The sequence below is a fragment of the Phenylobacterium sp. genome, assembly GCF_016124325.1.
GTDB lineage: Bacteria > Pseudomonadota > Alphaproteobacteria > Caulobacterales > Caulobacteraceae > Phenylobacterium.
Map to the genome: position 1 here is coordinate 38,732 of NZ_WGNY01000030.1, position 16,385 is coordinate 55,116.

12 protein-coding genes are annotated in these 16,385 nt (G+C 71.8%); 7 read left to right on the forward strand and 5 right to left on the reverse strand.

The features are described from left to right. Window positions 1-30 precede the first annotated feature (30 nt). The gene (locus tag GC203_RS17170; protein WP_293457118.1) at window positions 31-1,479 is read right to left on the reverse strand and encodes a flavin monoamine oxidase family protein; all 1,449 of its coding nucleotides are present in this window, start codon (window positions 1,477-1,479) and stop codon (window positions 31-33) included. 146 nt (window positions 1,480-1,625) lie between these two features. Between GC203_RS17170 and GC203_RS17175 the strand changes: the two genes are divergently transcribed. Further along, window positions 1,626-2,225 (forward strand): TetR/AcrR family transcriptional regulator, encoded by a 600-nt coding sequence (locus tag GC203_RS17175; RefSeq protein ID WP_293457119.1) that lies wholly within the window; start codon window positions 1,626-1,628, stop codon window positions 2,223-2,225. A gap of 144 nt (window positions 2,226-2,369) precedes the next feature. Here GC203_RS17175 and GC203_RS17180 read toward each other — a convergent pair whose 3' ends face one another. Then, a complete protein-coding gene (locus GC203_RS17180; protein ID WP_293457120.1) occupies window positions 2,370-4,634 on the reverse strand; it encodes a TonB-dependent receptor in 2,265 nt (754 codons plus the stop codon). A gap of 250 nt (window positions 4,635-4,884) precedes the next feature. Here GC203_RS17180 and GC203_RS17185 point away from each other — a divergent pair, with 250 nt between their 5' ends. From GC203_RS17185 to GC203_RS17200, 4 genes are all read left to right on the forward strand, one after another. Further along, window positions 4,885-5,595, forward strand: a complete 711-nt coding sequence (locus GC203_RS17185) for a response regulator transcription factor (protein WP_293457122.1) — start codon at window positions 4,885-4,887, stop codon at window positions 5,593-5,595. Beyond that, a complete protein-coding gene (locus tag GC203_RS17190; protein WP_293457124.1) occupies window positions 5,579-6,943 on the forward strand; it encodes a HAMP domain-containing sensor histidine kinase in 1,365 nt (454 codons plus the stop codon). Before GC203_RS17185 ends, GC203_RS17190 begins: the two co-directional genes overlap by 17 nt. An 89-nt stretch (window positions 6,944-7,032) precedes the next feature. After that, window positions 7,033-8,547 (forward strand): PQQ-binding-like beta-propeller repeat protein, encoded by a 1,515-nt coding sequence (locus GC203_RS17195; protein ID WP_293457126.1) that lies wholly within the window; start codon window positions 7,033-7,035, stop codon window positions 8,545-8,547. 14 nt (window positions 8,548-8,561) lie between these two features. After that, window positions 8,562-9,686 (forward strand): hypothetical protein, encoded by a 1,125-nt coding sequence (locus GC203_RS17200; protein WP_293457128.1) that lies wholly within the window; start codon window positions 8,562-8,564, stop codon window positions 9,684-9,686. 17 nt (window positions 9,687-9,703) lie between these two features. Here the strand turns inward: GC203_RS17200 and GC203_RS17205 are convergent, their stop codons facing one another. Beyond that, window positions 9,704-11,494, reverse strand: coding sequence for a M3 family oligoendopeptidase (locus GC203_RS17205; RefSeq protein WP_293457130.1), 1,791 nt, complete (start codon window positions 11,492-11,494; stop codon window positions 9,704-9,706). A 39-nt stretch (window positions 11,495-11,533) separates the two neighbouring features. Continuing rightward, complete coding sequence (locus GC203_RS17210) at window positions 11,534-11,953, reverse strand: Lrp/AsnC family transcriptional regulator (protein WP_293457132.1); 420 nt, start codon at window positions 11,951-11,953, stop codon at window positions 11,534-11,536. A gap of 96 nt (window positions 11,954-12,049) precedes the next feature. On the opposite strand from GC203_RS17210, the gene GC203_RS17215 reads away from it, so the two are divergent. Both GC203_RS17215 and rocD read left to right on the forward strand, forming a co-directional pair. Further along, entirely contained in the window at window positions 12,050-12,943 is an 894-nt protein-coding gene (locus GC203_RS17215; protein WP_293457134.1) for an arginine deiminase-related protein, read from the forward strand. Between the two features lie 9 nt (window positions 12,944-12,952). After that, window positions 12,953-14,173 (forward strand): ornithine--oxo-acid transaminase, encoded by a 1,221-nt coding sequence (gene rocD / locus GC203_RS17220; protein ID WP_293457135.1) that lies wholly within the window; start codon window positions 12,953-12,955, stop codon window positions 14,171-14,173. Here the strand turns inward: rocD and GC203_RS17225 are convergent. Beyond that, window positions 14,170-16,293, reverse strand: coding sequence for a PQQ-dependent dehydrogenase, methanol/ethanol family (locus GC203_RS17225; protein ID WP_293457137.1), 2,124 nt, complete (start codon window positions 16,291-16,293; stop codon window positions 14,170-14,172). The genes rocD and GC203_RS17225 overlap by 4 nt on opposite strands. Window positions 16,294-16,385 lie beyond the last annotated feature (92 nt).

Consider the following 16,385-nt stretch of genomic DNA (forward strand, 5'->3'; position numbering starts at 1 on the left):
CTTAGGGCCGGCGCCCGACGGGCGTCGACTTCAAAGCAGGGCGCCGACCTCCGCCGCCGCCCGCTCGCCCGAACGGATGGCGCCGTCGATGTAGCCCACCCACGCCTCGGCGGTTTCCGTGCCCGCCCAGTGGATGCGGCCCACCGGCGCGCGCAGGGCCGGGCCGAACGCCGTCAGCACCCCGGGGCCGGGCACGCAGACGTAGCCGCCGCGATGCAGCGGCGCCCGCGTCCAGACCTCCTCCAGATAGCCGGTCGGCGACTGGGCGGCCTCGCCGAAATAGCGGGCGATGTCGGCCAGGGTCTGCGTCTTGCGTTCGTCGGGGCTGCGGTCCGCCCACGCCTGGGCCGGGCCGCCGTCGTAGAAGCCCACCAGGGCGCCGTGCGAGCCGTCCTGGGGCGAATGATCGAACCAAGGGCCGAATTCCGTGCGGTCCGACAGCACCAGGCCGGTCAGCCCCTGCTCGCGCCAGAACGGGCGGGCATAGGCGATGTGGACCTTGATCACGCAGCCCAGCGGCATGCGCTGGGTGAGGCCGTCGCGCATCGCCGGCAGGGCCGGGGCATAGGCGATGCGGCTGGCCAGCGGCGGCGGCGCGGTGACCACCACGTAGCGCCCGCGCCAGTCGCCCTTCGGCGTCGAGACGGTGACGCCGGCGTCGTCCTGCGCGATCGAGACGGCCGGCGCGCCCAGCGTCACCGCCGGGCCCAGGTCGGCCGCCATCTTCGCCGCGAGCTGCCAGACCCCGCCCTCGAACACCGCGTCCTGCGCCCCGCCCCGCGTCGCGATCAGCTCCGAGAAGCTTCCGGCCGCCGAGGCGTAGGCCGCGAAGGCCAGCATCGACACCTGGCTGGCCTCGGACGACAGCACCGCCCGCACGATCAGGCGGATCGCGCTTCGCACCGCCGGGGTCTCGGCGTTGGCCAGCAGCCAGCTCTCGATGGTCTGGGCGTCCAGCGCTTCCGCGCCGGGCGCGGTCCAGGGGTCGGGCATGGGCGCGGCGGCCGAAAGCGCCTCGATCTTTCCGACCACCTGCGCGAACTCGGCCATCGCCGACGGTTCCAGCGCCGGGATCTCGCCCTGGTAGGCGGCGCGATGGCCGGCGATGTCGATCAGGTTCTTGCCGGTGGCGTACTGCGGATAGACCGCCACGCCCATCGCCTTGGCCAGCGCAAGCAGCCGGGTCTGGGTGGGCCCCACCCACTGGCCGCCCAGGTCGACCACCTCGCCGGCGATCTGGCCCGGCTTGGTTCGGCCGCCCACGCGGTCGTCGGCCTCCAGCACCGCCACGCTGTGGCCGGCGGCGCGCAGCTCGCGCGCGGCGGTCAGCCCGGCGAAGCCCGCGCCCACGACGATCACGTCCGCCCGCCGGGGGCCGGCCGCCGCCTCGGCCACGGCGGGCGCCGCGGCCAGTCCCGCCATCCCGACGCCGAACCCCAGCGCCGCCCGCCGCGTCGGCGCGTCCGCTTGCCTGCCCATCGTTGGTTCCTCCCGTTCCACTCGACGGCCGCGCGCTGTTCTGGACCCGTCCCGGCCCGGCTGCTATGCCGTCTCGTACAAGTACGAAACGGATATCCCGACGGGCGTCAAGCCGAATCCGTACAAGTACGAATTGCGGAGTCGCGATGACCAGGCCGAGCCTTCCGGCGACCAGCAAGGAACAGCGCCAGGAGGCCGTGCGGGCGCGCATCCTCGAGGCGGCGCGTGAGATCTTCGAGGCCAAGGGCAGCGGCGCGCTCAGCATCCGCGCCATCGCCGCGCGGGCCGGCATCCCGGCCATGACCCTCTACAGCTACTTCCCCAGCAAGACGGCGGTGGTGCGGGCGCTGTGGTCGCTGGCCTTCGACCCCCTGTTCGCCGAGATGCGGGCCGCCGAGGACGCCGAGACCGAGCCCAGGGCGCGCCTCCTCCGGGTGGCCCAGGCCTATGTCGACTACTGGCTGGCCTTTCCCGACCGCTACCGCATCGTCTTCCTGATCGAGGACCGGCGGGAGGCCGACCAGGACCCCTGGTTCATCGGCGAGACCGACGTCATCGCCTCCTACATGCGCTTCGCCCCGCTCATCGCCGCGGCCAAGGGCGATCCCGACGGCGACCACACCCGCGAGGCCGAGGCGCTGATCTGCGCGCTCACCGGCGTCGTCCACATGCTGGTGACCGTCAGCGAATACCCCTGGGCCGACAGCCGGAGCTACGTCGAGGTGATGATGCGGGCGTTCGGCTGAGGCGCCGGGCGGTTCCGCCCCGGCGCCAGCGGGACGCGCCGGCGGGGGCCGGCGGCGCGGGCTGGGCCGGGACGGGCTCGCCCGGTACGCGGGCGAAGGTGGCCGCGGCGGCGAAGGCGCGCCGCCGCGTGGAAGCGGGCCTGGTCAGATCGTGGCGCGCAGGGTGAACTGGAAGCTGCGGGGCGGCTGGAAGAAGTACTGGTCGTGGCTGTCCAGCGGGTTCGGCGTCGGCCCGTCGTTGATGCTGATGTCGGTGACGTCGCGCTGGTCGAACAGGTTGTAGAGCCCCAGCTGGGCCTTCACCCGGCCGAAGTCGTAGCCGACGACGAGGTTGGTGGTGCTGTACGAGCCGATCTTGTAGTCGGCCGGCTCGCCGTCGTCGGCCCACTGCGGCCCGACGAACTTGTTGAGCAGCGACACGCTCCAGCGGTCGGCCTTGTAGATCGCGCCCACGCCGGCGGTCCACTTGGGCGCGTTGGCGATGGTCAGGCCGGCGTCGTCCTTGGCCGAGTTGATCGAGCCGTTCACGTACAGGCTGAGGCCGTCGACGACGAGGAAGCTCGCCTGCCCCTCGATCCCCTTGTACTTCGTCGTGCCCGGCAGGTTCGTGTAGTAGGGGTCGGACTTCGGACCGACCTTGGCGAACTTGTCGGTGAACTCGATGTAGTAGACGTCGCCGTCGAGGGTGAAGCGGCTGGCGTTATAGACGCTGCCCAGCTGGTAGTTGGTCGACTGCTGCGGCTTCAGCCCCGCGTTCAGGCCCGAGTTGGGCACGTAGAACACCTTCAGCGGCGGGATCAGGAAGCCCTTGGCGTACTGGCCGTAGACCGACCAGTTGTCGGCCAGCCGGTAGTTCACGGTCAGGAACGGCAGGGTCTTGGTGAAGGTGATGCTCGAGAACTCGCCGGCCAGGCGGGTCTTCGAGCCGACCGGCGCGCTGACCTTGCGGGTGAAGTCCAGGTACTTGATCCCCGGCGTCACGGTCAGCGCCTCGGTGGGGCGCCACTCGAAGTCGGCGAAGAGCTGGTACTGGAACCACTTCGAGTGTTCCAGGAACTGGATGTCGGCCGGCGGGACCGGCCCCGTCGCCGGCGGCTTCTCGATCGGGTTCGGCAGGTTCAGCGTCCGGTCGAGGTCGAAGCGATGCCGGTCGGTGAAGGCGGTCTCGTACATGCCCCCCACCCGCAGCTGGCCGAATTCGAAGTCCTTCGACCCGCGGATGATGTCGCCCCAGACGCGGTAGTGGTTCAGCTTGTCGTAGCCGATGACGTCCTTGTTGCCGGCCGGGCCGGCCTTGGTCCCCACGGCCGACTTCGGGAAGGTCCCCGCCGCCAGTTCGGCCTGGTTCTGGGTGACGTCGGCCGCCGACAGGGTCTGGTTGTCGTAGTAGTAGGTGTAGGCGGTGTTCTCGAGGCCGAAGCCCTCGCCGAGATCGCCCTTCACCCGGATGTACTCGAAGTCGGTCCGCTTCCGGACGGTGTTGTACCCCTGGTAGAGCGGTGTGCTCGGGTCGTTGTTCATCGAGAAGTCTTTGCCGTACGCCGCCACCTGCGCCAGCGTGGCCCCGTTGTTGTCCGGCTCGTGGATCTTGCCCGAGTTGTGGGTGGCCAGCAGGGTTAGGGTCCAGTCCTCGCCGAGCGGCGTCTCGATCTTCAGGAACTGGTTGTACTCGCGCACCTTCGCGTAGCTGAGCGCGCCGTCGCTGAACAGCTCCTGGAAGTTGGCCGTGACCTTGGTCCCGTGCAGCGCGTCGAGCGGGCCGCTCTGCAGCGTTGTCACGAAGTTGAAGGTGTTCCAGCTGCCGGCCGTGACCTTCTGCTGGGCGTAGGGCGTGTCGCTCAGGGTGCGCGAGTAGAGCTCGATCGCGCCCCCGAAGTTGGCCTGGCCCAGGTCGCCGGCCTGCCCCGGGCCGCGGTCCACCTGCACCGCGCCCAGCGTCGAGGCCGGGAAGTAGGCGGTCGAGTGGTGCGTGGGATCGTTGGTGTCGCCGAACGGGATGCCGTCGTAGCGGACGTTGTACTCCCCGTCGCCGAAGCCGCGGATCACCGCGTCCTTCTCGCTCAGGCCCGGACCGTTGTTGTTCACGGCCGAGACGCTGGGCGTGTTCACCAGCGTGCCGGTGAAGTCCGAGGTGTCGGCGATGGAGTCCTCGATGAAGGCGCGGGTCACGATGGCGGTCGGCTGGAAGGCCGAAATCGGCGCGGTCGCCGGCGCCAGCTTGGCCGCGTCGGTCTTGGGCGCGGTCACGACCACCTGCTCCAGCTCAGGCGAGTCCGGCCCGATCGGCCGGGGGCCGGCGGAGGCCGCGGCCTCGGCGGCGAAGGCGGCCGGGGCCATGGCGAGCGCGAGCGCGAAGCCCGATCCCGCGGCCAGGAGGGCAAGTCGCGTGGCGTGCGATGGTGTCGGCATGGTGTCCCCGTCTTGATCGTTGGCGGGACACGCCGCGCAGCCGCCCCCAGCAGCAAGCGAAAGAAATGCTGCGGAAATGCGAAGCTTTTGCGTCAGTCTATAAGTATTTGTTCGTATTCGGATTTTTGCGCTAAATCGGCTGCGTCTGAAAACTGTCGCAAACGTTGAGATATCTCAATGTTCAGACGCCTTGAGAGCCTCCGGAGCCCTTGCGACAATTGTGGTTCGTAGCGCCATGAAGGGTTGGCAGATGCGCGCTTTCGCCGGCTCTTCGGCCGCCTCGGCGTCCCTGTCCCTTCTGGTGGTCGAGGACGACGCGGCCGACGCCGAATACGTCCGCGAGGCCCTCACCGACGCCGGCCACGAGGTCGCCGTCGCCGCCGACGGGCCGGCGGCCCTCGTGTTGGGGCGCAGCCGGTCGTTCGACGTGCTGATCATCGACCGCATGCTGCCCGGCATGGACGGCCTGACCCTGCTCGGAGCCCTGCGCGCCAGCGGCGTCGATGCGCCGGCCCTGTTCGTCACCGCGCTGGGCGCGGTGGGCGATCGGGTCGCCGGCCTGGAGGCCGGCGGCGACGACTACCTGGTCAAGCCCTTCGCCTTCGCCGAGCTCAAGGCGCGGGTCCACGCGCTCAACCGGCGACGCGCCAACGCCCGCCCCGCCACCCTGCTGCAGAGCGGCGACCTGACGCTGGACCGGATCGAACGCCAGGCGCGCGTCGCCGGCGCGGCCGTCGACCTCCTGCCGCTCGAATACCGGCTGCTGGAGTTCCTGCTCCTCAACCTCGGCCAGCCGGTGACCCGCAAGATGCTGCTGGAGGAGGTCTGGGGCTTCCGCTTCGACCCGCGCACCAACATCGTCGAGACCCACATCAGCCGGCTGCGCGCCAAGCTCGACCGCCCCGGCGCCGCGCCGCTGATCCAGACCGTGCGAGGCGCCGGCTATGTCATCGGCGGCTGAACGGCCCGCGGCGTGGCGCGCCGCCGCCGGCCTCTGGCGGCGCACCGGCGTACGCCAGATGCTGCTGCAGACCCTGGTGGTCGCCGCCGCCTTCGTGATCGCCGGCGTCCTGGCCCAGGCCTCGATCGCCCGGCTGAGCGAGGCGGGCATCCGCCGCCAGGTGCTCGGCGAGGCCGGCTCCATGGTCGAGGAATGGCGCCAGCACGGCGCGGCGCACCTCCCGCACACCATCCGCAAGCGCTCGCGGCTGTGGCGCGGGTTCGAATACGGCCTCGCCCGCCCGGATGGGCGGCTCGTCGAAGGCGACCCGGACATCGTCGTCGCCGCCGCGGGCTGGCGCGAGGCGACGGCCGGCGGCCGGACGATCCTCGCCTACACCCAGCGCCTGCCGGACGGTTCGTGGCTGTCGGTCGGCCAGGACGAGTCCGTGCAGCGCCGCCAGGCCTCCGCCGTCGCCAGCGCCCTCTGGGCCTGCGGCGGCGCGGGCGTGCTGATCGCGCTCGGCGTCTCAGCCCTGCTCTACCGGCGCACCTGGCTGCGGGTGGATCGCCTGGCCCAGACCGCGGCGCTGGTCTCGGCGGGCGACCTCAAGGTCCGCGCCCCGCAACGCCGCGCCGCCAAGGCCGACGACATCGACGACCTCGCCCGCGACTTCAACGGCATGCTCGACCGCATCGAGCGGCTGATCGCCCAGGTCCGGCAGGTGACGAGCGATGTCGCCCACGACCTGCGCACCCCGCTGACCCGCGTGCGCCATCGGCTGGAACGGCTGGAGACCGCCGCCGCCGACCACCCCGCCCTGGCCGAGTCGGTCCGCCAGATCGACGCCGACATCGCCGAGACCCTGCGCACCTTCGACGCCCTGCTCCATCTGGCCGACATCGAGAGCGCCTCGACGCCGCCGGGCATGGCCGACCTGGCCGACGTCGCCGCGCGGGTGACCGACGCCTACCGCCCCGACATCGAGGAGAGCGGACGCTCCGTCGAGGCGCGCTTCACCTCGGCCAAGGTGTTCGGCGACGCCGACCTCCTGGCCCAGCTGGTGGCCAACCTGCTGGAGAACGCCATGCGGCACACGCCGACCGGCACCCGGATCCGCGTCGTCGTGGAGGCCGACGCCGGGACGGCCCGCCTCTCGGTCGTCGACGACGGCCCCGGCGTGCCCGAGCACCTTCGCGCCGCCGCCCTTGCCCCGCTCGTCCGCCTGGAGCCCAGCCGCAACACGCCCGGCAGCGGCCTGGGGCTGTCGATCGTGGCCGCCGTCGCCACCCGCCACCGCGCGCAACTGACCCTCGGCGACGCCGCGCCCGGCCTGGCCGTCACCGCCACCTTCCCCGCCGCCGCCTAGAGCCGCAGGCCGCGCGCGGCATAAAATCGGGGCCCGTCGACCATTCGGTGGACGACGCCTCGCTCCGCCTCATGCAGCAATGGTCGAGCATGGCTCCGAAACGAAGATTCGCCCGAAACGCCGCCGCCGCGGCTCTGTCTCTGGCGCTGGCGGGCGCGGTGGGCGTCCAGGGGCCAGGCGGCCGCGCGGCGGCGGCTCCGTCCCCGGCCGCGCCCACGGTTCCCGACGATTCTCCCGCCGCCCGCGACGCCGCCATCGCTCGCCTGCGGGCCGCGCCGGCGCGGCCGGTCTGCGCCGATCCCTCGGCCATGAGCCGGGTCTACGGCACGAGCTGCAACAGCCGGGAATTCCCCGCGCCCCCCATCCTCGCCGCGCCGCGGGTGGCCTGGGAGGCCAAGCCCGGCTGGTGGTCGGTCTGGTCGCCCTTCCTCGTCGGCCGCCTGGTGCTCACCGGAAGCTGCAACAACGACACCAACGCGGGACTGTCGGCGCTCGACATGGCCACCGGCAAGATCGTCTGGCGCATCGCCAGCATCTGCGACGTCGGCGGCCGGCGCGGCTCGATGGGCTCGGTGGCGTTCCACGAGCTGCCGTCGGGCGAAGTGCTGATGATCTATCCGCGCCAGAGCGGCCAGCCGACCGACTTCTATGTCATCGACCCTAAGGCCGGCCGTATCGTGCGCTCGCTGACGCCCGCGGCCAACGTCGCCCTGCGCAGCCAAGGCGCCTTCACCGGCGTGAGCCAGTCAAACCGCGACGGCGTCAGCTACATCACCGGCCTGAGCCCGGCCCTCGACAAGGTGCTGTGGCGCAACGGCGGCTTCCGCCTGGCCATGGCGAAGGACGATCCGCGCTACCTGCCCACCTTCAGTCCCCCGGCGGCCGACGGCGGCGTCCTGTTCCAGACCGCGCGCAGCAAAGACCAGGCCGATCCGCCGACGCGGCAGTTGCACGCCATCGACCTTCACACCGGCCAGACCCTGTGGCGGCACACGGACCAGCCGGTGGCCGAGCGCGGCAACGGCTCGGCCTGGCGCTCCGACGACGGCACGCCGATGGTGGCGGGCGGGAAGGTCATCGTCCCCGTGCAGGGGCTGCTGGGCCCGGCCGCCTACGGCCGCAAGCCCGACGGCGACGCCCTGCGGGCGCTCGATCCGCGCAGCGGCGCGGTGCTGTGGACCAGCCGGCCGGTCGCCGGCGCCACCATCGCCGACTATGTGGCGGCCGGCGACGTCCTGGTGGCCGAGGTCGACCGCGGCGGGATGCGCGAGCTGTGGGGCTTTCGCCTCGCCGACGGCGGGCTGGCGTGGCGCCGCCCGGCGGGCAAGGAGGTCCGCGTGCTGGCCTCGTCCGGCGGCGTCGCCTACCTCTCCGAGCGCGTCCCCGGGGCCGGCGGCTACGACTTCCGCGTCCAGGGCCTCGACGGCCAGACCGGCGTGCTGCTGTGGACCACGGTGCTGCCGGGCCACGACAACCCGTTCGACAGCCAATGGGGCGTGGTCCCTGATCTCCGCGCCGGGGGCGTCCAGGGGCCGGCCTGGCGTATCGGCCGCGACGGCGCGATCTACGGGATCCTGCTCAACGGCGCCTACAAGCTGCAATGAAGGGACGGCGTCTCATGCCCCGCACGCGGACGATGCGCCATGGATGGCGCGCCGGCGCCCTGGTCGCCGCCCTGGCGCTGGCCGGCGCGGCCCGGGCGCAGGCTCCGGCGGCCCCGACGCTGCCGATGGCGGCGGCCGCCTCCTGGGGCACGGTGGTCGTCGATCCCGACGGCTCTGTCACCGCCTGGCCCGACCAGGCCGACGGCCAGCCCGTCCGGATGGCCCTGCCGCGAAAGGCCGTGGGCGCCGCGGTCCACCAGTCCACGGCCTTCTTCCTGCTGGAGGACGGGACGGTGATGGGCGTGGGGCGCAACAGCTACCAGTCGCTGGGCCGGCCGGGCGGCGACGCGGCCACGCCCGTGCCGATCCCCGGCCTGCGCGACATCGTCCAGATCACGGCGACCTACGACCACGCGCTGGCCCTGCGCCGCGACGGGGCGGTGTTCGCCTGGGGCGAGGAGGTCGACGGCCTGCGCGGCGACGCCGCCTCCAGCCACGCCCCGGTCACCCGCGTGCCCGGCCTGCCGCCCATCGTGCAGATCGCCACGGCGGCGCGGCACAGCCTCGCGCTCGGCCAGGACGGGCGGGTCTACGCCTGGGGCGCCAACAGCCAGGGCGAACTGGGCCGCGGCGTGGCCGGCGAGTCGGCGCCGCCCGCGCCCACGCCGGGGCTGGAAAAGGTCGTCGCCATCGCCGCGGGCTTCAAGAATTCCCTGGCCGTGACCCAGGACGGCGCCGTCTGGGCCTGGGGCTCGAACCAGAGCGCCATGCTGGGCGACGGCGGCCGGGGCGGCAGCGCCTCCGAAGGCTACGCCGTCTCTCCGGCCCGGGTCCCGGGCGTCGCGGGCGCGCGCCAGGTCGCGGCCGGCGAGGGCTTCGCGCTCGCGCGGCTCGCCGACGGGTCCGTGCGCGCCTGGGGCTTCGACGGCTATGGCGAGATCGGCGTCGGGACGGCGGGCGGCTACCACACCTCGCCCACGCGCATTCCGTCGCTGGCCAAGGTGGTGGGCGTGAACGCCGGCGGCTACCGGGTCTTCGCCACCACCGCCGACGGGCGGCTATGGCACTGGGGCACGCCGATCCCGGTCGCGCCGGGCCGCCGGCCCAACGTCAAGACGCCGGCGGTGCTCGACCACTGACCGGCGCGGGCCGGGCCTCACACCACCGCTTCGAACTCGTCGACCAGCCGTTCCATCTGCTTCATGCCCGCCGCCCAGAACGCCTTCTGGCGCGGATCGAGGCCGAAGGGCGCCAGGGCCTCGACGTAGGTCTTGGTGCCGCCGGCGGCCAGGAGCTGCTCGTACAGCGGCGCGAAGGCGGCCGGGTCCTCGCGGCGCTTCTCCATCAGGCCGCGCACCAGCAGGTCCCCGAAAGCGTAGGCGTAGACGTAGAACGGCGCGTGGGCGAAGTGGCTGATGTAGCCCCAGTAGTGCTCATAGCCCTTGTTGAGCCGCACCGCCGGACCCAGGCTCTCCTCCTGGATCTGCAGCCACAGGCTGGAGATTTCCTCGGGCGACAGCTCGCCCTGCGCCCGCGCGGCGTGGAACTTGGTCTCGAAGCGGTGGAAGGCGATCTGGCGGATCACCGTGTTGATCCCATCCTCGATCTTGCCCGCCAGCAGGCCGCGCCGCTCGGCCTTCGACGCGCCCGCCAGCAGCTTCTCGAACACCAGCCCCTCGCCGAAGATCGAGGCGGTCTCGGCGAGCGTCAGCGGCGTGTCGGCCAGCAGCGTGCCCAGCGGCTGGCACAGGGTCTGGTGGACGGCGTGGCCCAGTTCGTGGGCCAGGGTCAGCACGTCACGCCGCTCGCCCATGTAGTTCATGAAGACGTACGGGTGGCGGTTGGCGGTCACCGGGTGCGAATAGGCGCCCGACTGCTTGCCCGCTCGCGGTCGCGCGTCGATCCACGGCTGGACGAAGAAGGTCTGGGCGGTGTCGGCGAAGCGGGGCGCCAGCGCCTGGAAGCTCTCCAGCACCATCTCGCGCGCCTGGCCCCAGCTGTAGGTGCGCGGCGCGGCCTGATCGAGCGGGGCGTTGCGGTCCCAGTGGTCGAGCACCGTCTTGCCCATCGCCTTGGCCTTCAGGCGATAGTAGCGGTGGGCCACCGGCGCATAGGCCTCCACCACCGCGGCCTCCAGGGCCTCGACGGCCTCGGCGTCCACCTCGTTGGCCAGGTGGCGCGAGGCGGCCGGCGACGGATACTTCCGCCAGCGGTCCTCCACCTGCTTCTCGAAGGCCAGGGTGTTGAGGCTGAGCGCCAGGATCGGCCCCCGCGCCTCCAGCGCCTTGGCGAGCGCCTGGGCCGCGGCGCGGCGGCGCTTGGGATCGGCGTCGCTCATCCGGTTGAGCAGCTCGGGCAGGGTGAGCGTCTCGCCCTCCACCCGCGCCGAGAGCCGCGCCAGGGTCTCGTCGAACAGGCGCACCCAGTTGGCCACCGCCGGCGCCTTGTCCACCAGCAGCCGCTCCAGGTCGGCCGACAGTTCGTGCGGCCGGCTGGCCCGCACGCGCCGCAGCCAGGGCCGCCAGCGCTGGGCGGCCTTGTGCGCCTTCAGCGCCGCCTCCAGCTCCCCGTCGTCGAGCTGGTTGATCTCCAGGGTGAAGAACAGGCTGAGCGCGCCGATCTGGCTGGCCCGGGCTCGCAGGTCGGCCTCGAACTTCGACCAGGCCGGGTCGTCCCGCGCCGTCGAGGCGGCCAGCCCGGCATAGGCGCCCACGCCCCACAGGGCGTTGGTGGCCTCCTCGTAGAGCTGGATGCCCCGGTCGAGGATGCCGCCCAGCTCGGCCGGGCGGTCGCGCGTGGCGATCAGGCGGCCCTCCAGCTTGGCCAGTTCGCCGTTCAGCTTCTCGGCTTCGGCCAGGTCGGCCTCGATGCAGGGATCCTCGCGGTCGGCGTAGAGGTCGGCGAGGCTCCAGACGGGCAGGGCGTCGGTCTTCAGGGGCGCGTTCATGGGTCGAGCATTTACCCCTCCGCGCCGCCGCGCGCACCGCTAAAGCGTCGCCAGCAGGATCGACGTCTCGGTGGAGGCGATGCCCTCGATGCGGCGGATGTCGTCGAGCGCGCCGCTGAACGCGGCCAGGGTCTCCACGTCCAGGTCGGCCACCAGGTCCCAGCGCCCGTTGGTGGTGTGGACGCGGGCCACCTGCGGGAAGCCCTTCAGCGCCCGGACCACCGCGGCCGAGCGCTCGCCCTCGATGGCGATGGTCATCACCGCGCGGACCCGGTTGGCCTCCATCTCGGGCGCGGTGGCGATGGTGAAGCCGCGGATGTCGCCCCGGACCAGCAACCGCTCGATCCGGTTCTGCACCGTCCCGCGCGAGACCTTCAGCGCCTGGGCCAGCGCCGCCGCCGGCCGCCGCGAATCGGCCCGTAGCAGGGCGACGAGACGCCGGTCGAGGTCGTCGAGCATATCGCGATCCCTATTGCTCAGATCGGCAATTCATAACGCGAATTGCGGCATGCTGCTCGCTTTTCGTTAGCGCCATCCGGGGCGACCCTCGGGATCATGTCGCAAAACGAGGTCCACGTGCCCGATCGCCCGACCTTCCTCATGACCGACCCGGCGGCCTTCGACGTCAGCTACCGGATCAATCCCTGGATGCGCCCGGACGCTTGGAGCGACGGCCACGCCCAGGCCGCGCGCGCCGGCTCGGCCGCCCTGAAGGCCGCTCTCGAGGCCGCGGGCGGCCACGTCGAGACCATCGAGGCCGTCCACGGCTTGCCCGACCTGGTCTTCCCCGCCAACGCCGCGGTGGTGCTGGACGGCGTGGCCCTGATGGCCCGCTTCCGCCACCCCGAACGCCAGGGCGAGGAGCCGGTGTTCCGCGCCGTCTTCCAGCGCCTCAAGGCGCGCGGCGTGATCCGCGAGATCGTCGACCTGCCCGAAAGCCTGTTCCACGAGGGCGCCGGCGACGCCATCTGGGACGCCGAACGACGCCTGTTCTGGTGCGGCCACGGCCCGCGTTCCAGCCGCGCGGCGATCCCCGTCCTGCGCCGGACCTTCGGCCAGGAAACCGTGGCCCTGGAACTGGCCACCGAGCAGTTCTACCACCTCGACACCTGCTTCTGCCCGCTGGCGGGCGGCAAGGTGCTCTACTACCCGCCGGCCTTCACGCCCGACGCGCTCGCCACCATCCACGCCCGCATCCCGGAGAGCCAGCGCATCGAGGCCAGCGAGGCCGAGGCCGCCGCCTTCTGCGTCAACGCTGTGAACCTCGATTCCCGGATCATCATGGCCAAGGCGCCCGAGAGCCTGCGCAACACGCTGCGCGCCCGCGGCTACGAACTGACCGAGGTGGACCTTTCGCCCTTCATCCTTTCGGGCGGCGCCGCCTTCTGCATGACGCTGCGCCTCGATCGCACCAGCCAGCCCGCCCACGCCCGCTTCGCCGCCGAATAGGAGGCCGCCATGAACGACGTCAGCCTGAACCGCGCCCTCACCCAGCGCTACATCGACACCGAGGCCCGCCTGGGGGCGAAGAACTACAAGCCCCTCGACGTGGTGCTCACCCGCGGCGAGGGAGTCCACGTCTGGGACGTCGACGGCAATCGCTACCTCGACTGCCTGTCGGCCTATTCGGCGGTGAACCAGGGCCACTGCCACCCGAAGATCCTGGCCGCCATGGTCGAGCAGGCCGGACGGCTGACGCTGACCTCACGGGCCTTTCGCAACGACCAGCTCGCGCCGTTCTACGAGGAGGTCTGCGCCCTCACCAACAGCCACAAGGTGCTGCCGATGAACTCGGGCGCCGAGGCGGTCGAGACGGCCCTGAAGGTCGCCCGCAAGTGGGGCTACGAGATCAAGGGCGTGCCCGACGGCCAGGCCGAGATCGTCGTGGCCGCCGACAATTTCCACGGCCGCACCGTGGCTATCGTCGGCTTCTCCACCGACCCCGACTCCCGTGGCGGCTTCGGCCCCTTCGCGCCGGGCTTCCGGACCGTTCCGTTCGGCGACGCCGCCGCCCTTGAGGCCGCCATCGGCCCCAACACCGTCGCCTTCCTGGTCGAGCCGATCCAGGGCGAGGCCGGGGTCATCTTCCCGCCGGCCGGCTATCTGAGGCGCGTGCGAGAGCTCTGCACCCGCCACAACGTCATCCTGATCCTCGACGAGATCCAGACGGGCCTCGGCCGCACGGGCCGGCTGCTGGCGGAAGAGCACGACGGCATCGAGGCCGACCTGACCCTGATCGGCAAGGCGCTGTCCGGCGGCTTCTATCCGGTCTCCGCGGTGCTCTCGAACTCGGAGGTGATGGGCGTGCTGCACCCCGGCGAGCACGGCTCGACCTTCGGCGGCAACCCGCTGGCCTGCGCCGTCGCCCGCGCGGCGCTGAAGGTGCTGGTCGAAGAAGGCATGGTCGAGAACGCCGCCCGTGTCGGCGCCCGCCTGCAGGCCGGCCTGGCCCAGGTGGCCACGTCGCGCGTGAAGGAGGTCCGCGGCCGCGGCCTGATGATCGCGGTGGAACTGCACGCCGACGCCGGCGGCGCGCGGCGGGTCTGCGAGGCGCTGCAGGGCCGCGGGCTCCTGGCCAAGGAGACCCACGCGCACACCATCCGCATCGCCCCGCCGCTGATCCTGACCGACGACCAGGCCGACTGGATCGTCGATCAGTTCGCGGCGGCCTTGCCCTAGTTCATCCCGATCGGCGTGCCGGTCGAGGTCTGGCCCGCGGCGGCCTTCTTCGCCTCGGTGATGACGTAGGCGCGGATGTCCTCGGCGTCCTGCGGCGACAGGAAGCGCGAGAAGCTGGCCATGCCGCGCGAGGCGCTGGCGCCGTCGATCACCACGCCCTTCCAGTTGTCGGCCGTCTGCAGCATCGGCGAGCGCTTCAGGTCGGGCAGCCAGGCGCCCGAGGCGTTCGGCCCGTGGCAGACTTGGCAGTTCTGGTGGAACAGCGCGAAGCCGTGCTGGGCGTCGCCGGTCGAGCTGAGCCCGGCCACCTCGAACGGCGGCGGCGCGGGCGCGTCGAACGCCGGAGCCGTCGCCTTGCCGCCCAGCTTGAACACCAGGAGCCGGCCGGGCAGGCGCGGACGCGTCGGCATCGAGGCCGGCGCCGAGATCTGGCCGCCGCCGCCGACGCCCACCATCACCGCCACGTACTGCTGGCCGTCGAGCTCGTAGGTCATGGGCGCGGCGATCACGCCGTTGCCGGTCTTGTAGCTCCACAGCTTCTTGCCCGAGGTGGCGTCGTAGGCGCCCAGGTCGCCCTCGGCCGTGCCCTGGAAGACGAGGCCGCCGGCCGTGGCCAGCACGCCCGCATTCCAGAAATAGGGATGGTCGACCTTCCACACCGGCTTCTGCTGGATCGGATCCCAGGCCACGAGCTGGCCCTTCACCAGGGCCTGCACCGCCTTCAGGGTCGCCTCGTCGGTCGGGAGCGCGTTGGCCAGGAAGTCGACGCCCACGTTCCAGGCGCCCTCCTTGTAACCGCGGCCCTTGTCATCCGTGTAGGCGAAGGGGGTCACGTTGGTCGGGATGTAGACCAGGCCGGTCTTCGGATCGAAGGCCATCGGCTGCCAGTTGTGCGCGCCCAGCGGGCCGGGCACCTGCATGACCGCCGCCTTCTCATAGCGCGCCCCGGGGGTTTCGATCGGCCGGCCCGTCTTCATGTCGACGCCGGTCGCCCAGGTGATGGAGTCCACGTACGGCTTGGCCGAGATCAGCGCGCCGGTGGCCCGGTCGAGCACGTAGAAGAAGCCGTTCTTCGGCGCCTGCATCAGGACCTTGCGGTCCTGCCCGTCGATCTTCAGGTCGGCGAGGATGATCTGCTGGGTGGCGGTGTAGTCCCAGCTCTCGCCCGGCGTGGTCTGATAGTGCCAGACGTATTCCCCGGTCTCGGGCTTGAGCGCCAGGATCGAGCTCAGGAACAGGTTGTCGCCCTTGCCGCCCGAACGCTTCACGTGGTTCCAGGGCGTGCCGTTGCCGACGCCGATGTAGACGATGTCGAGGTCGGGGTCGTAGGCGATGGCGTCCCAGGGCGTGCCGCCGCCGCCGGTCTGCTTCCACTCGCCGTCCGACCAGGTGGCCGCGGCCTTCTCGGCCATGACCTTGTCCGAGGCCGCGCCGTCGGGCTTGCCCTCGGGATTGGGCGTCATGAAGAAGCGCCAGGCCTGCTTGCCGGTGGCCGCGTCGTAGGCGGTGATGTAGCCGCGCACGCCGTACTCGGCGCCGCCGTTGCCGATCAGCACCTTGTCCTTGATGACCCGCGGCGCGCCGGTGATCGTGTAGGGCTTCTTGGGATCGGTGGTCTGCGCCGTCCAGACCGGCTGGCCGGTCTTGGCGTCGAGCGCCACGAGGCGGCCGTCCAGCACGCCCACATAGACTTTGCCCTTCCAGACCGCGACGCCGCGGTTGACCACGTCACAGCAGGCATCGAAGCCCTTCGAGCCCTCGACCTTCGGGTCGTAGGCCCAGAGCTGCTTGCCGGTGACCGCATCGAAGGCGAACACCTTCGACCAGGCGGTCGTGGTGTAGATCACCCCGTCGACCTCGATCGGCGTCGCCTCCTGGCCACGGTCGGTGTCGAACTGGGCGTACCAGGCCAGGCCCAGCTCGCCGACGTTGCCGGCGTTGACCTTGTCGAGCGGGCTGAAGCGCTGCTCGGAGTAGCCCTTGCCGTACGACAGCCACTCGGCGTTGGAGTCGGCCGCGGCGATGCGGGCGCCGTCGACGTTCCCGGGCTCGGCCTTCTTCTGGCAGGCGGCCACGGTGATCGCCAACGCCAGCGCCAAACCCAGCCGGATGATCTTCATTGCCGTCCTCCCAGCCGCCGAGTTCGTTCGCGTGATCGGCGATCAGGCGGCACTATGCCCGGCAGGCGCCGGCCTGCAACCCTGCCGCAACG

Bases quoted from the DNA above. Each gene is read 5' to 3' on its own strand.
- GC203_RS17175 (WP_293457119.1), top strand. From the start codon at position 1,626: ATGACCAGGCCGAGCCTTCCGGCGACCAGCAAGGAACAGCGCCAGGAG.
- GC203_RS17195 (WP_293457126.1), top strand. From the start codon at position 7,033: ATGGCTCCGAAACGAAGATTCGCCCGAAACGCCGCCGCCGCGGCTCTG.
- GC203_RS17200 (WP_293457128.1), top strand. From the start codon at position 8,562: ATGCCCCGCACGCGGACGATGCGCCATGGATGGCGCGCCGGCGCCCTG.
- GC203_RS17180 (WP_293457120.1), bottom strand. From the start codon at position 4,634: ATGCCGACACCATCGCACGCCACGCGACTTGCCCTCCTGGCCGCGGGA.
- GC203_RS17190 (WP_293457124.1), top strand. From the start codon at position 5,579: ATGTCATCGGCGGCTGAACGGCCCGCGGCGTGGCGCGCCGCCGCCGGC.
- rocD (WP_293457135.1), top strand. From the start codon at position 12,953: ATGAACGACGTCAGCCTGAACCGCGCCCTCACCCAGCGCTACATCGAC.
- GC203_RS17185 (WP_293457122.1), top strand. From the start codon at position 4,885: ATGCGCGCTTTCGCCGGCTCTTCGGCCGCCTCGGCGTCCCTGTCCCTT.
- GC203_RS17205 (WP_293457130.1), bottom strand. From the start codon at position 11,494: ATGAACGCGCCCCTGAAGACCGACGCCCTGCCCGTCTGGAGCCTCGCC.
- GC203_RS17170 (WP_293457118.1), bottom strand. From the start codon at position 1,479: ATGGGCAGGCAAGCGGACGCGCCGACGCGGCGGGCGGCGCTGGGGTTC.
- GC203_RS17210 (WP_293457132.1), bottom strand. From the start codon at position 11,953: ATGCTCGACGACCTCGACCGGCGTCTCGTCGCCCTGCTACGGGCCGAT.
- GC203_RS17225 (WP_293457137.1), bottom strand. From the start codon at position 16,293: ATGAAGATCATCCGGCTGGGTTTGGCGCTGGCGTTGGCGATCACCGTG.
- GC203_RS17215 (WP_293457134.1), top strand. From the start codon at position 12,050: ATGTCGCAAAACGAGGTCCACGTGCCCGATCGCCCGACCTTCCTCATG.